We start from the raw sequence: 16,583 nt of genomic DNA, 5'->3' as shown, positions 1-16,583 counted from the left end.
GACTTCATTTAGAATGTATATTGAAGCATCACCGTGGCAGAGTGAGTGGCCAGACCTAAATTATCATTATCACGGTCGAGCTGCGTGTCGTGTCCCCAACGGGCTACATACTGATACATTGCCTGCAATTTCAGGTTGCATCCTCTGAAAAAGTAATTCATACCTACAGCAGGCATATTCAGGAAACCGTCGTCATCCGTACCGTTACGATTGAAGATATCGTAGCGTGCGGCAAGCTGTAGGCGGGGAGCGACAAAGTAACCACCTTGCACATAACCGCCTAAAAAGCTATACGATTCATTTATCTTTTGCCGTTTGGTGAAACCTACATTCATATAATAAGCTTCAGCCGCCAGATAGAGCTTGTTCTTCAACATGGCAAATTCCAACCCCACACGGGTATCATTGGTACTCTCATTTTCACTCTCCACATTGATAGAACCCGAAAGACCGAATAATATCTTATCCTCGTTCAAACGGTTAGGATTACCTTGTGTGGAAGGCATCACCCCCTTGGGCATATAAGTCAGACGTCCGGCATACAGCAATGAAGGGATATGCCAGTCATCACTCATCGTCTTTGAAGCTGTATTCACGGAAGCTCCGGTTCCATTGAACAAGCCGACTTCATAACCGAACTTATCTGCCACCAGACCGTGAATTTCAACACCCAGGTCAAATCCCGTACCGATATTAGGCGTCACGGCATTCAACGAATAAGGCAAAATTACAGAAGACGTCAGAGAAACCGGCAACTGGGGAAGCAGTGTTTCGCCAAGAGTTGTCAGATAGGCATGCGAAAATGGAGTCTTGAACTTTCCGACACGAATCGCAAATTGTTTTTTCAGCTGTACATCAAACCACGCCTGCTGTAACAGCGCTCCTCCACTTGCAGCAGCATTGATGGACAGATTGAAAGCTACTTTTCCAAAAGCCTTGCCAGTAAAGCCAAGTACGGCATAAGGAATGGAAAAACCCGAATTGGCAATATTATCTTGGTTATAAGCCTTATCCAAGCCTTCATCATCATACCAATTGAAATTAGCACTCGTTTGTACCAACAGATAAGGCTTGAAAACAAAATCACCTTTCTTTGTTTCAATGGTAAAACCTTCTCTTCCGGCCAATGACACTACACCATTCTCCGTATCTTCCTCATGTTGCGCCATAGCGGTCAAAGGCAAAACAGCCAGCATGGCGACATATAAAAATTTCTTCATAATTACTTTTTATATAAAGCTTATTAGTTCTAAAGTGAATTTAAAAATACAATCAGGGCATCACGGTCATCCTTACTCATGTTCTTAAAGAGATTTTTCGATGCTTCTCCCTCTCCCCCATGCCACATTATGGCTTCAACAAGATTGCGAGCACGACCATCGTGCAAGAAGTAGGTATGTCCGTTTACCTTTTCCTGAAGCCCGATACCCCAAAGCGGAGTAGTGCGCCATTCATTGCCACGCGCCAACCCACTTACATAGTTGTCATTCAGACCGACTCCCATAATTTCGGAGCCCATATCATGCAGCAAAAAATCCGAATAGGGGTGAATTGTCTGACTTCCCAACCATGGCAAACGGGTACCGTTCAACAGCACGGAGCCCCGAGGCTTGGTATGCAACGTGGTGACATGGCAAAGATGGCACTTGGCTTTATAGAAATTCTGTTCTCCCCTTATCACCTGCGGGTCATTCACATTACGCCGTGCAGGAACACCAAGACTCTGCATATACAAGTCAACATCTTCCATATCTTCTGTAGAAACATCCAACTGGGCATAAGAAAGCCCCATCATGCTGCCTTGATTCACCTGGGACTGCCCCTCGCATATCTCTTCCGGATAGCGGCTATTGGTAACACCCATATCACTTGAAAAACCAAGTTCAACAGTCAAATCCGCATGTTGAGCCTTATTTCCCGACAGCCCCAAGCTTCTCACACCACGTTCGGTAATGTAATTGCAACGGCCACTTATACCATACTCCGGATAATTACTTTTTGCAGCAAGCGCTTCAATCTCCGTAGGTTCCAAAGCCATCATTTGCCCCATACCGACATGTCTCAACGGGATACGCACCGTACAGAACATATCTTCAGGCTTTATACTGTCAGCATACCATTCGGATATGGAATAAGCCGGTCTGCAAAGTTCATACTTCTCTCCGTCGGGAAAGGTAAAAGTCTCATAAGTATACTCCACAGAAAGCTTCCCCTCCGGTTTCACTCCATAAATTGCCTGGTCATGGAGGACACGACCATAATCCTGAAAAAACGCACCATTCTTGCGGCTTATATAAACCAGCATCGAGGAAAACCCGTAACTACCCGATCCACCTTCACTCCACAGCGTCGGTTTGGTACGGCCGGCATTACGATGACAACTGCCACAAGAATACCCCGCATAGACCGGGCCAAGACCACCTCCCATGCCATTGCTACTCGTACGCACATCATCGTAAAGCCCGTCACCATCATTAAAGCGACTGTTGTAAACACCCGACACCCAGTCTGCCGGTGAATCATAGGCCTTAGATGAATTCATGAAGATTGTGGACGTTCCGGCAGACAGAGCGTATCCTTCAGGAATCTCTATATCCAACACGTCAATCCCATCATCATCACAAGCAGTCAAACCTGCCGACAAACAAAGGAGAAGACATGAATATCTCATTAAACGATTCATCATCTTTATCTACTTTTTAATAATGGCATATCCAAACATGCCAAAGAAGTAAAGGCAGGATTCTCCAAATCCTCCCCTTTACTTCTTGAGTATTGTTTATAAATAATTCTTATTTAACTGTACGAGGCTTGCCATCCTTGAAAAGCAGGAATTCCAAAGTATGGAATCCGCGTACATTTTGGGCAGATTCAACTTTTGCATCATCATCACCCTCGCTCCATTCCAAATCGCCCCATTTCTGGGAATTCAGAATCTGGACAATGGCGTTCTGGTCCAAAGGCCAACTATCCATATTCGGGTCAAGTCCCAGCTCATCCACCGGCCCAAATAGGAACGCCTCACTTTCCTCCCAAGGTTCACGGGCTGTTATCCAAGCATTGCATGCCGTCTCAAAAGCACTGTTAGAGGGATTGTTGGCAAGAGCCACCACAGCGTCATACAGCGTACTATTCTTCTCCTTCAAATCCTTATAGGTAGGCAAAACCACAACATTGACATAATTTTCAACAATCGGGTCAAGTGCTTCATTGCTGTTAATGGTGCTATTGTCCCTGATATAAGGTTTCAACTCCTTATCCAATACACTTTCCAGTTCTTCACAAGCCTTGATAGCCGCTACCGTTTCCTGACTGTTGATATTATTACGGAAAGGTTGGGGAATAGCCTGAATAGCCGATGCTGCCGTAGTGATAGCTGCCGACACTTTCATATCCAACTCCGCATTGACTCCAGCCACCAATTTTGAAATTGACTTGTCGCTCACCTTACCGTCCAAAGAGCCGTAATAGGCATTGCGGATTGAGTAAATATTATTGGTATAATCATCACGGGAATGCCAGCTATACCATGACTCAACAGCATAGAGGGCCTCTGTAACATTGTTTGCCATATATTTATTATATGGATCACCAATCTTCGTCTCACCTACCTCATTGGAGATTTCAACACAACCGTCGATAACCTGCTCTATACAGTTCCAGGCACTTGAAAAGTTATAGGCACCATTATGAGCTTTGAAGGAAGTTGCAAAACTTGCCCCACCCTTATAACTCGTATTCCAAGAATCATAAAGATTGGTGGCATCTGCCTTCAACAAAGCCGCCACATTTCTCATGTAGTTGTGCCAACTTGCCGCATTCTCCGAGTTATACTCAATGTCAGCAGGATTAACTGTACTGTTGTCATCATCATCGCTACAAGCAGTAGCCGTAAATGCCAGCCCTAATACCAAAGCTGCCGCATAAAAGAAATTTTTCCTCATCTGTATAAAATTAATTGATTACTATTCATCTACTTCTTGACAAACCAACCGATATAGGCAATACCAATCGAAAACTCATTTTCACTATTATACTTGCCAGTTCCAAAAACCTTGTTTGTTCCGATTTGGCGGGTAGTGTAGTCAGCCTTTACCACCAGATTAGGCAAGGCATACCAATTCAATCCAGCAGTCCACATGCTTACCTGACAACGTTTCTCCATTATCTGGCTGGCCTCTCCCTTTTCTTGCGGATTATAATATTCATAACGTGCAAAGGGGTAGATAACCGGAACTTTCCTGTTTCCTTTGAAGAAAGCGCTGATATTCAAACCGGCCTCGGCTGCATAACTGACTACATTCTTTGCAATGGGGGTTATACGGCTGTAAGGAGATTTATTCGACAATTTGGTATTTGCCTCACTAAGCTTCGCTGAATTACCCAAATTTCCGTATACCATATTGGCACGGGCAACCACATATTTATTACGGTATTGGGCATCTGCCGTATAAATTCTTACCGGAATCTTACCGGTAGACGAATAAGTATCCGCTTTGTCAGAATTGGAACCGGCATCAGCGCAGTAATAGAACGAAGCACCTATACGCAACCCCGGAACCCCCTTATAGTCCAGACGAGCCACATAGCCCGGTGAAGTAAAGTTGTCTTCTTCAAAGATGCCTTGTTTGCCACTTGCTATCCAGGTGTTACGGTCAAAGCCATTGGCATTCAGACCGGCCACTATCATGGCCTGATAATCAAAGCTGGCATATCCTTTTCCAAAAGAACCAAAAAACTCGAGTCCGTTTTCATGCCACGTAGAAGGAAGGATGGTTGTCTCTCCTTCCGGCCGATAAGTTCCAAAGAAATTGATTGGTTCATGATGGGCGTTGGTCAATCCTACCGGGACAATGATGTGACCGGCACGTATGTTGAATTGTGGAACAATTAAACGGGTAATGTGGAATTGCTCGATAGCCACTTCGCCACCCTTTTCCACCTCCGTTTCATACTCACCGTTTTCCGTATTCTCAAGTTCATAAGCAGTACCCGTACCACCGGATTCAAACTCGATTTCAGCACCGAGTATCCATTTGGAATTGAACTTGTAATCCAGAGCCAACACGAAACGGGGTATAGAAATTGTATTCCTATGTTTGTCTGGATTGCCTTCAGGCGCACCATAGAAACGGTTAATACCATAATCCTTAAAACTTGCAACCATTTCTCCGTATCCACCGAAACGGAATTTCTTGTAGTTGTCGCCATCATTCGCTACTTTTTCCTTTTTCTCTTTGTCTGTTGAAATCTCCGTACTCTCTGCTGCAGAAGTAACTTTTTCAGGTTCAGCAGCCTGCAAAGCATTGGCAGAAAGCAAAAAACATAAAACGAATAAGCCAGTTAATTTTCTCATCTTTTATCTTAATTTTTGTTGGGAGCAAAGGTAGAGGTAGTTAAAAAGGAGAACAATACCTAAAAATTGCGAAAAGAAGAGAAAGAGTAACCATTAGTAGGTAATGGCAGATTTATAACAACAAATAAAGATGAAAAAGGAGGATAAATGGTAAAAGAACTATTAAAATGCTAATTCACGTAACGAGCACGATAAGCAGGGCCGTACCTTCCAGAATACGGTCAAGCACAGTGGGTTGGAAACGGACATTAGGGCAATTCTTGCCGGAATAAGGACCAAGATTAATCATATTATCTACGATTTAGAATCTGTTATTACTAATCCTCCTTTGCTTTCTCTTCAGACGGAGGAGGATTCTTGGACTTCTTCATCCGCCCACTCTTCCGCAATGCTTCAGCGATAATCCACTGAAGCTGTCCATTGGTACTACGGAACTCGTCGGCTGCCCATTTTTCAATGGCATCCATCGTTGCAGCATCCACACGGAGGACAAAGCTTTTGGTTGAAGTTTCTTTTTTAGCCACTATTTATTTACTATTTAACAATTTACGATTTATGATTGAAGTTACTTTGATATAACCAAGTACCAATCAAAGAGTATTCTGCTTGCCCCGCACGAAGGAGGCAATGTCATCCATAACATATGCCGGGACGGGCGAAGCATGGCTATACTCAAACGGAGTCGCCTTGCCGCTGCCTTCCTGCAACAAGTGATTCAATTTCGGATAAGATTTGAAGTACGCATTCTTACAATGCAACAGACCGGAACGCCATAAACCGAAGTCTTCCATAGTCACTTGATAATCTCTCTCCCCTTGAAGAACAAATATGGGCAGCTTTAGTTTAGCGGCAACCTCCACTGGTTTGTAAGCGTTGGCAAACAGCCAATAGGAGCGGGGCTGCCCCAACGGTAAGGGAATTGCCTCATCGAACTCTTCGGTACCAAGCTTTTTGACATTCACCAACTGTTGTTTCAGTTCATCAAGTTGAGCCTTTACATTGACTGAAGAATCCGTCAAAGAAGAGGTATAATAAAACTGTTCCTCAAGAGCATCTTCAAGCGGTCTTGCCAGTCCGGCAAGGATAATGATACCTGCCAAACCTTTCGAACGCCCGGCAATACGGGGAGCCAATGTACCTCCCAGGCTGTGCCCCAACACATACACACTGTCAGGAGCCAGCTCGGGCAAAGCTCTTACCTGCTCCACTATGGCAACGGCATCGTCCACGGCCTCAGTATCATAATCGAGTTCGCGACCGGCAGGAACGCAAGCCGCACCATATGCTTTTGTCCGTTTTTCATAGCGGACGACGGCAATGCCGCGTTCCGCCAATCCCCAGGCCAGGTCACGGAAAGGCTTGTTGGGACCTATCGTCTCGTCACGGTCGTGAGGACCGGAACCATGTACCAGAATAACACAAGGAACCCTGCATACATCCGAACCGACTGCCCTCTTGGGCAAAGTCAACGTTCCGGGAAGCTTGTAGCCGTCGGCTCCCAGCGTAATATCCCTTTCATCCATTTTTGTCTTATCATAGGCTACCGGTTGGGCAGTGCTAACAGCAGGTGCAGGGACTAGCCGGATTGTATTCAGTGCCCCGTCAGCATCAAAAGCCACTAGAAAGCGGAGATTATAACGTTCAAATTCCACATCGGAATAATAGATAGTAATTCCCTGGGCAGAATCGGTCTTCCATTCTCCTTTTGATATGGATTTACCAAACATTTTCTCTGCTTGCCGGAAAGAATCATTGAAGAGTGCCGGAGCCAGTTTCTCCTGCAACTCCCGGTTCAATGCCGCATGGATGCTGTCACCTTGCCCTGCCACAAACAATTCATAAATGTGCTGCGCGCGCGCAGTATTCGCATCTTGTGCAAAGCCCCCATATACATTGCCCAGCAAGAGCAGTATAAGAGCCCACCGTCCTATGCCTCCCATCTCTTTCATCCGTATCCTTTATCAATGGTTCAACGTTCCCGTATTGACTACCGGTTGGGCAGCCTCGTCCGCACAAAGCACTACCAACAGATTGCTGACCATTGCTGCTTTCTTGTCTTCGTCCAGTTCAACAATTTCTTCTTCAGAAAGTTTATGGAGCGCCATTTTTACCATAGAGACTGCCCCTTCCACAATCTTCTCGCGTGCCGTAATAATGGCAGATGCTTGCTGGCGACGCAGCATCACAGCGGCAATTTCGGGCGCATATGCCAGATAGTTGATACGCGCTTCCACCACTTCCATACCTGCCATGGCCAGGCGTTCATTCAATTTCTGCTCCAGCTGTTCATTGATTTCCTCACCGCCCGAACGAAGTGTCAACTCTTCCGTATCAGCCTCATTATCATCATAGGCATACTGACCAGCAACCTGGCGAAGAGCGGCATCACTCTGTATCATGACGAAATTCTCGAACGCATTCATACGGTTGGCCACCGCATTGCCAAGACTGACCTGGTTCGCATTACCCGCTGTCGGAGCGGATGCAGCCATTGTTTGTGAATCAATCTCAAACATGGCTTTATAGGTGTCCTTCAGCTTCCACACCAATACCAGTCCTATAAGAATAGGATTACCAATCTTATCGTTCACCTTTATCGGCTCCACATCCAGGTTGCGTGCACGAAGCGAAAGCTTCTTCTTATTAAGGAAAGGGTTTACCCAGAAAAAGCCGGTCTCTTTGAATGTTCCCTTGTACTTGCCAAAGAACACCATGGCACGCGCCTCGTTCGGTTCCAGCTCCATATAGCCGGCAAACATAATGAACCATACCAGACACAGACACACCGAAAGGATCAAGGTAGGCACAGAAATGAGAAACCCAAAGATTATCACCGCCGTAAGCACTACCAAATGAAGGAACAAGGCCAGAAAGCCATTCATCTTGAAACCACTGAAACTACACTCTTTTGTTTCCATATTCTATAAATTTAATTGATATCATAACGATATCACAAATATATCAATTAAAATTAGAGAAGTACAAAGAAACAAGGGAGTTAACATATAGTATTAAGGATTATTAAGAACATGTATTCCCAGTATATAAAAATTCCGCTTGAGGGCCATAACTCACCCTCAAGCGGAAAACTTTTTTTGACTCTGTCAGTGATGTATCAAGGCTGAATGACAAAAGACCGGCGCAGCAAATCAGCAGTTTGCGAGCTACCGCCCACCATCAGTTCATAGCTGCCTTCGGAAACGCACATGGCATTGCTTTGCGGATTCCACCACACCAACTCTTTATCACCCAAATCAAACTCTACATCGACCGTCTTTCCTGCCGGGATATGTACCCGCTTGAAAGCACGCAATGCCTTGCTCGGTCCTTCTACATCATCGTTTTTCTTCAAATAGACCTGCACAACCTCTTCACCGTCACATTTGCCGGTATTGGTTACGGGGACACTCAATCTCAATTTCTCACCGGACTTTATATTATCCGAACCAAGCACCACAGCGCCATAGCTGAAAGAGGTATAGCTCAATCCATGACCGAAGGGGAAAAGCGGTTCCTGGGTCATGTAACGGTAAGTCCGGCCCGTCATATTATAATCCTCAAAATCTGGAAGCTGTGACACATTACGGTAGAAGGTTACCGGCAAGCGTCCTGCCGGATTGTAATCACCGAACAAGACTTCAGCTACAGCCGTACCACCTGCCTGACCGGGATACCATGCCTGCAGGATAGCTCCACACCTCCCGGTTTCCGGCTCCAAGCCGATAGGAGAACCTGAACAGTTCACCAACACCACCTTTTTACCGGCATGGTGCAAAGCGGCAATCAGTTCCCGCTGGACAGCAGGCAACTCAATATCAGTACGGTCGCCTCCTCTGAATCCGGGAAGCTCAACACCCATCTCCTCGCCTTCGAGGTTCGGAGAGACTCCTCCCACAAAGACCACGATATCAGCATCCTTTACACGCTCCACAGATTTTCTCACATCCACTTCATTCTTAAATCCGAGGTCGAAGTTCAGCTGTGCATCGCTACGGAAATATTCAAAATCCAATTCAACGTCATACGTTTTTCCTGCTTGTACCTGCAAAGTATAAGCACTCTTCTGCCCACCGTGCTGATTGGAGAATCCTCTCACTTCCTCCCCATTTATCCGCAATCTCCCTGAGCCATAAGCATAGATGTCAAAGACCACCTCTCCCGACTGGTCGGGAGTGAATACGCTGTTGTAGGTAGCCGAGAAGTCGGTAAGGTTCACACCCGGAGCAAAAACCGTGGCACCGGATGTACAAAAATGGAAAGGAGTGGTCACTTGGGCAGTAGTGACTGGCTCACCGTCACGAGTCACGTTATTCCAGTAGCGTGCAGTAAATCCGGGTTTCCCGTCGGCAGTCTTGCAACGGTTGAAGACGCTCTGTATCTGAGCTCTCTCCACCCATCCGCAGCCTTGTTCATAAATAAGCCGATCATCACTCCCCAAAGCTTTTCTAATTCCGTCCAGAATGGTAACTGTGTGCGGAGGCATACCGTTATAATTTCCCCACTGCATCACAGAATCATTGGCATTCGGACCCATCACGGCTATAGTCAGCCCTCCACGCTTCAACGGCAAGGTATTATCCTTGTTCATAAGCAGTGTCATTGACTTGCGCGCCATGTCGAGCGCCAGAGAATCGTGTCCGGCAGAAGCCACCACAGAAAAAGGAATGCCGGTCCAGGACACCTTCTCCGGCTCGTCCATTTCACCCAAGGCAAAGCGGGCCGTCAAAAGGCGCTTGACTGCTACATCCACTGCTTTTTCATCAATCTTTCCCTGCTTCACCGCTTCTACCAGGGCCTCGTAACTCGAACCGCATTCCAAGTCAGTCCCACTCAGCACCGCAGCCGCCGAAGCGGACTCTGCATCAGGATGCGTCTTATGACCATAATCTCTGTAAAAATCGGCAATAGCTCCACAGTCCGAAAGGACAATACCGTCAAATCCCCACTCATCGCGCAAAATCTGCATCAGCAGGCGGTCGCTACCGCAACAAGGATCGCCCTCAAAACGGTTGTAGGCACACATCACCTCCTTCACTTTTCCTTCTTTCACCAAAGCTTCGAAAGGAGGAAGATAAGTTTCATACAAATCACGGGGCTTGATATTTTCCGCATTAAACTCATGGCGGTTCCATTCCGGACCGGAGTGTACGGCAAAGTGCTTGGCACAAGCATGCAACTTGTCATATTTTCCATCGTTCGTCCCCTGCAAACCCTTTACAACCATCACACCCATACGGCTGGTCAGATAAGGGTCTTCCCCATAAGTCTCTATACCCCTTCCCCAGCGAGGGTCGCGGTAGATGTTCACCGTAGGCGTCCACATCGTCAACCCTTGATAGCGTTCATGGCTTTCCTGGGATGTATAGTAGGCATTCTTGGCACGGGCCTCATCAGAAACAGCAGTAAATACCTCGTATACAGTCTCCGGTGAGAAAGATGCCGCCATACCAATCGGTTGGGGAAACACTGTGGCCAACCCGGCACGCGCCACTCCATGCAACGCTTCATTCCACCAGTTATAGGGCTTGATGCCCAGGCGTTCCACTGGTTTGGAGCTGTCCATCATCAAGGACACCTTCTCTTCGAGCGTCAGTTCCTTCAGCAAAAGTCCGGCACGCTCTTCTGCCGGCAGAGATGCATTCTTGTAAGTAGCCTGTCCACATCCCGACAATAGGAAGAGTGGCAAAAGGTAAAGAAGTTTCTGTTTCATCATGGTTTTATATTAATCGTTGTTACAATCGCTTGTATCACAAAGATAAATATTTTCTTCCAATTGCCAACACGCAATAAACTTCTTATTATAGCCTCCTCTGAATATCCTCGTTACTGTTCCGCTGACCCTTACTACGTATATCACCACCGAAAGTATAGGATACACCGATACGGAAACTGGCAAAGGCAAACTGATTGTCGGCAATTATCTTCAACCCGTTGGACATGGTTTCCAATTTGGAATGGCTGACAAACAAATTGTTGACATTCAGGCTGAGGCTGAGCTTATTGTTCAACAACCGATAAAGCATACCTGCACTGACGCTGTAAGTGGGGCTCATCAGATAGATGCCCTGATACTGACGGGAAGAATAGGAACCGGACAACGTGGCCAGAAGAGTCTTCTTTTCATTGAAGAAGAAAGTGTTGCGCAGGCTGGCGTTATAAGCCCACCCTTTCTCCTCAGGAGAGGTGGTGGCAGCGCTGGAGGTGGTCCGGCGATAGCTCACTCCATGCTGGGCGTAAGTTTGTAGCCATTTGGTACGGAAAGTGTATGAATTGTTAAGCCCGAAAGCATGCGTCTGCATGAAATTCTCCCAGAGGAAAGAGGTCACATTCGTTTCAGCATCCAAGTCCACAACCTGGAAGAAGACATCGTCCGAATAAGAATAATAGGCAGAAACATTGAAGTTATTCTTCAACGTATATCCCAGTTCGGCATTGTAAGTATAACTGGGTTTCAAGTCTTCACGACCACAAGCGTAAGTGTACTTGTTCTGATAGAACGGAAAAGGATTGACCATATTCTGTGACGGACGGGAGATGCGGTTGGAGAAACTGAAGTTCAGCGCATGCCCGTCTGTAGGCGAATAAAGCAGATAGACAGTAGGGAACAAGCGCGTATAGTCGTGCTTGTCCTCCGTATCCTTCGCTTCAGAAATACCGGTAGTGCGGGTGTGCTCCATACGCAAGCCCAACTGCATGGAAAAACGTTCGGAAAATTCACGGCTATAATCAGCATATAAGGCATAGATTTGCTCCTTGTAACGGAAATAATCATCCTGCACCAGCGTAGGGTCCGATGTATCGTAATTGATACCGTTGCGAGTGTTGGTAAAGGAGACCTTGGCACCTGCCGTTATCTTGTACTTTTCAAAAGGAAGGATGAAATCAAGAGCGGAGGAGACTACATCTACCTTGCGATGTTGCAGATAGTTGTAATCGAAGTTTGTGCCCGGAATCTCCGTACCGTCAGGCAGGAGGGTTTTCGAGAGAAAGCCCATATTTTCGTCCCGGTTGTCACGCAGGTAATCCACATCCCAAGTCATTTTCTTGCCTTTGTCATCCCAGACCTTATCGGTATGAAAATTCAGATTGAGGCGGTCGGAACTGGTATCCTTGTCACTGTTGGAGTACAGCAAAGAATCCAATACGGCGGTAGAGGCATCGTAAACTTCCGTCCATGAAAGGGCGTTGCCCGGTTTGGGAGCACTGTGATTATAGATGGCCTGCATACCTACAGTCCAGTCCCGTTCCAACGATACGTCCACACCTCCCTGAAGGTAGAAGCTATTCATGTAATTGGTGTAGTCGGCACGGCTGTTCCAGGTGTTCTGCGGAAAATAGCGGTAATTCTTCTCACGCGTCTCATAGTTGCCCTGCGTAGTACCCCCGTTGAGGAAGGATGACACGCGCCCCTTGCTGAGGTTCAGGCTTACCCCGCCATATCCGTAATTGTCCTTTTCACCAGCGCTGTAGGAAGCGGAAGCCGTACCACCCACGTAATCTTTGGGACGTGACTTCAAGCGAATATTGATGATGCCTGCATTTCCGGCGGCATCGTACTTGGACGGAGGCGTGGTAATCACCTCCACCTTCAGTATCTGAGAGGCGTCATAGGAACGGAGGTAATCTATCAGTTCATCTCCCGACAGCTTCGTCTCACGGTCGTTGATATAAACCCTGATGCCCCCTTTACCTATAATACCAATGCTGTTTTGTCCAACCTGCAGACCGGGCACTTCACGCAGAAGGTCGAGTGCACTGCCACCGGCAGAGGCTATGGTATTATGTGCATCGAACACTACCCTATCCACCAGACGCTTGATAACAGGACGCGCGGCCGTAACGGTCACTTCGTCCAGCAAGGCGGAAGAAGATTTCAATGTCAATTCGCCAACGTTTTTGTTTCCTTGCAGCACAACGGGAACGTAGAGGTCTTCGCTGCCGATAAGGGTAATATGCAACAAGTATTCTCCCAGTGGCTGGTCAAAGGAAAAACAACCTTGCGTGTCGGTCAGCATACCGGTAATATAGGCACTGTCTTTTGCCTGCTTCAGCAGCACATTCGCCACCTCTACCGGTTGGCGGTTCTCGTCCTGCACACAACCGGAAAGCCGGTAAGTCTGGGCGGAAAGGAAAGTGGCCATACTTGCCAAGGCCATCCATACCATCACTTTTTTTCTAACGTTGTTCAGTAGATTTTCTTTCATTATGCGTTTGATTTCAATGTTTTACTCTTTGTATTTCGCTGAAACAAAGATAGGGGTAAAACATGCCTCAAACAGTCTATACCAAGGAATAAAAAGTCTATATCCTCGAACCACGAATCACTACATATCAACGTTTTAACCTTACAACACTCTATATTATACCTTTCCCGGTCTATATGCTCTTTATAAACTCTACGATGCCCTCTTTCTCCTCCATCCCCAGCTTCTTGCGGATATTCGTCTTTCGCTGGTAAATGGTGGGAATACTTTGTTGTGTCACCACACTAATCTCCTTCGTCGAGAAGTCCGCACAGAGCAGGCAGCAAAGCTGCTTTTCTTTGTCAATGAGCACATCGCCAAAACGGCTGTCCATCTTTGTGTAGAAGTTATCATACATCCGGTCTATGATAGGGTACAAGTCCTCCCATACCAGCAAACTCTCTACCGGCAGTTCATGGCTGGTAATACCCGAAATGCGGCGAAGCAGCTCCTGATTCTGCGAGGTAGGTTGTTTAGCCACCAGCCGTATCATGCCTAATTGCTGCAACAGTATTTTCCGGAAAAACTGTCCGTCTTCCTCCTTCGACTGGTTCTTGGTCGCATCTTCCAACAGCCGGGTCAGTGTTTCCGCCCGTTCTTCCGCTTCAATCAACCGGTTACTCCGGTTACGGACATAAAGGGACACACCGCCACCTGCAAGCACCAGTACCAACAGTGCCAGCAACAAATTCAACTGTGCCTGCTTCCGTTCCACCGTCAGAATCAAGTTGGCTTGCGAAAGCGTCTCCTTCGACTCGTCCTTACGCCGGACAGTACTCTGCAACGCAGTAAGAGCATTGGCTACAGAATCATTATAGCGCGCCACGTCCAGCACATCAAACGTACGGTGACGTGTATAATCTATCAATGCCCTATATACCGCCACCATATTCTCTTCCGTCAGAAACCGGTTCCGGCCCTCGCCACGTTTCCTCTCCTTATTCAAATAGTATTCCGCCGAATCAAGCAGCCCTTCTTTCAAGAACACTTCCACTTTCACCAGATCTCCCATACGCAACTGCACCGGGTCGATGACATACTGCTCCATACGACGAATAGTAGCTATTGCACCGGAAGGTTCATCAAAAGAGTAAGCCTGCATCTGGGCATAGTTACGCAAATAATGCACTATCTTACTGGTATCTCCTGCCTCCACTGCCAGTTCTATGCTGCGCTCCATGTAATAGGATGCAGAATCATTCTTGTTCAGCCCCATGGCAATTCCCATAGAGAAGAAGCTTCCGGCTCTTGCGTCCAAAGCTATGGCGGTACGGAAAGTTTCTATCGCTTTCTCATAATCTTTCCAGACATACACATACCAGTATGCCTTATCAATCAGCATATCAGCCATTCTTCCCGTGTCCTGCAGCGCCTTGGCCAAAGCTACGCCGCTGTCAATGGCAGCTATACACCGTTCGTGCTCTTTCAGCCAATACCAGTACCAGGCTTTCAACTGATAGGAAAACAGATTCTTCGCCGTGTCGTTGCGGAAGACGTAATAATCGGAAGCAGGCAATATCAAGGAATCTTCCGCCATCGAGTTGTGCCGCTTATAGTGCACATAAGCATTCAGCCATCCATACAACAGCCTCTCCTCATCCGAAAGTTGCGATGGCCTCTCTATCTGTACCAGCAAGGCATACACGCTGTCCACATTCATATTCACCTGCTTTTCTGCCAGATGTAACAGATGTGCCTCATTCATCTGCCGGCAGGCAACAAGGCACAGCAACGCAAACAATAGTCCAAGGAAAGGTAATCTATTCATAATATAGGAGATATAGTTTTTTCTATCATTTGTCTGCAACCGCAGTTTCCAGTTGCTTCAGCGCCTGCTCCAACACCGAACGCGGGCAGCCGATATTCAGCCGCATAAATCCCTTACCCGGTTCACCGAACATGGTGCCGTCATTCAGTGCCAGGTGTGCCTTGTCCACAAATAGTCTCACCAGTTCCTCCTGAGTCAGCCCCAATCCCCGGCAGTCCAGATAAATCAGGTAAGAAGCCTGCGGACGTATCATGCCGATGCCCGGAATATGCTCGCGCAGGTAGTTCTCCGTGAAATCGATATTGCCCTTTATATAGTCCAGCAGCTGTTCCAACCATTCCTCACCATGCATATAGGCAGCAGCCGCACCGATATAGGCCAACATGTGCCCTTCGCTGAACTCGCCCGCTTCCATGAACTCCTGAAAACGGTGGCGGATGTCCTCATTGAGGATAATGGCGTACGAACTTCCCAATCCCGGCATATTGAATGTTTTGCTGGGTGCCATGAAGGTGAGGGAATTCTGCGCGGCAGCCCCCGAAACAGTAGCAAAAGGATGGTGTTTGTAAGGTGGCAGAGTCAAGTCGGCATGAATTTCATCGGAAATGACAAACGTATGGTTTTCCGTACAAATATCAGCAATCCGGCGTAATTCGTCCACCGTCCATACACGCCCGCCCGGGTTATGGGGATTGCAGAGAATCAATACTTTGCATCCTTGTATATCCTTACGGAAACGCTCAAAGTCAATCTGATACTGTCCGTCTTTCAGGTCGAGCGGAGAGTAAACCACTTCGCGCTTCATGCGTTGCGTCACCAGGAAGAAGGGATGATAAACGGGAGTCATCACCATTACCCGGTCGCCGGGATTGGTGAAGCATTGCAATGCGAAGGCTTGACCGCGGACAATGCCGGGTACAAAAGTCAGCATCTCGCGAGTGACGTCCCAACCGTGGCGACGACTGAGCCAGCTACAAATGGAAGTATACCATTCCTCACACGCAGACGTATAGCCCAGCACTTCATGTTCAAGACGCTTCCGCAAGGCTTCCATCACAAACGGGGGCGTGCGGAAATCCATATCCGCCACCCACATGGGGAGGAGGTCATCGCGCCCCCATACACTCTTCACACCGTCCCATTTCACGGAGTCGGTACCACGGCGCTCTATTACTTCATCAAAATTGTAAGTCATATGCTTGCTTTTTTATAATTC

11 protein-coding genes are annotated in these 16,583 nt (G+C 47.2%); all 11 read right to left on the bottom strand.

Translation table 11 applies throughout. From position 1 onward, the window contains the following. Positions 1 to 8: 8 nt before the first annotated feature. On the bottom strand, positions 9 to 1,220 hold the full coding sequence (locus NQ510_RS08185) for a porin (protein WP_005823796.1): 1,212 nt from the start codon (positions 1,218 to 1,220) through the stop codon (positions 9 to 11). Between the two features lie 29 nt (positions 1,221 to 1,249). Continuing rightward, a complete protein-coding gene (locus tag NQ510_RS08180) occupies positions 1,250 to 2,683 on the bottom strand; it encodes a di-heme oxidoredictase family protein (RefSeq protein WP_085931069.1) in 1,434 nt (477 codons plus the stop codon). A 109-nt stretch (positions 2,684 to 2,792) separates the two neighbouring features. Next, positions 2,793 to 3,944 carry an imelysin family protein gene (locus tag NQ510_RS08175; RefSeq protein WP_005823798.1) on the bottom strand — a complete coding sequence of 384 codons (1,152 nt, stop codon included), beginning with the start codon at positions 3,942 to 3,944 and terminating at the stop codon, positions 2,793 to 2,795. A gap of 29 nt (positions 3,945 to 3,973) precedes the next feature. Continuing rightward, positions 3,974 to 5,356 (bottom strand): hypothetical protein, encoded by a 1,383-nt coding sequence (locus tag NQ510_RS08170; protein ID WP_005823799.1) that lies wholly within the window; start codon positions 5,354 to 5,356, stop codon positions 3,974 to 3,976. 317 nt (positions 5,357 to 5,673) lie between these two features. Then, positions 5,674 to 5,880: a hypothetical protein gene (locus tag NQ510_RS08165; RefSeq protein WP_005823802.1), complete on the bottom strand. Its 207-nt coding sequence runs from the start codon at positions 5,878 to 5,880 to the stop codon at positions 5,674 to 5,676. Between the two features lie 66 nt (positions 5,881 to 5,946). Further along, on the bottom strand, positions 5,947 to 7,305 hold the full coding sequence (locus NQ510_RS08160) for an alpha/beta hydrolase (RefSeq protein WP_005823804.1): 1,359 nt from the start codon (positions 7,303 to 7,305) through the stop codon (positions 5,947 to 5,949). 12 nt (positions 7,306 to 7,317) lie between these two features. After that, on the bottom strand, positions 7,318 to 8,274 hold the full coding sequence (locus NQ510_RS08155; protein ID WP_005823806.1) for an SPFH domain-containing protein: 957 nt from the start codon (positions 8,272 to 8,274) through the stop codon (positions 7,318 to 7,320). A gap of 197 nt (positions 8,275 to 8,471) precedes the next feature. Further along, on the bottom strand, positions 8,472 to 11,066 hold the full coding sequence (gene xyl3A / locus NQ510_RS08150; protein WP_034525351.1) for a xylan 1,4-beta-xylosidase: 2,595 nt from the start codon (positions 11,064 to 11,066) through the stop codon (positions 8,472 to 8,474). Between the two features lie 88 nt (positions 11,067 to 11,154). Next, positions 11,155 to 13,560, bottom strand: a complete 2,406-nt coding sequence (locus NQ510_RS08145) for a TonB-dependent receptor domain-containing protein (protein ID WP_005823811.1) — start codon at positions 13,558 to 13,560, stop codon at positions 11,155 to 11,157. A 172-nt stretch (positions 13,561 to 13,732) separates the two neighbouring features. Continuing rightward, complete coding sequence (locus NQ510_RS08140) at positions 13,733 to 15,367, bottom strand: helix-turn-helix transcriptional regulator (RefSeq protein WP_034525320.1); 1,635 nt, start codon at positions 15,365 to 15,367, stop codon at positions 13,733 to 13,735. Positions 15,368 to 15,392: 25 nt separating this feature from the next. Continuing rightward, positions 15,393 to 16,562, bottom strand: coding sequence for a MalY/PatB family protein (locus NQ510_RS08135; protein WP_005823816.1), 1,170 nt, complete (start codon positions 16,560 to 16,562; stop codon positions 15,393 to 15,395). Positions 16,563 to 16,583 lie beyond the last annotated feature (21 nt).

This window comes from Bacteroides uniformis (assembly GCF_025147485.1).
GTDB lineage: Bacteria > Bacteroidota > Bacteroidia > Bacteroidales > Bacteroidaceae > Bacteroides > Bacteroides uniformis.
The sequence above is the reverse complement of the archived record's forward strand: the minus strand, read 5'-3'. Positions and strand labels throughout refer to the sequence as shown.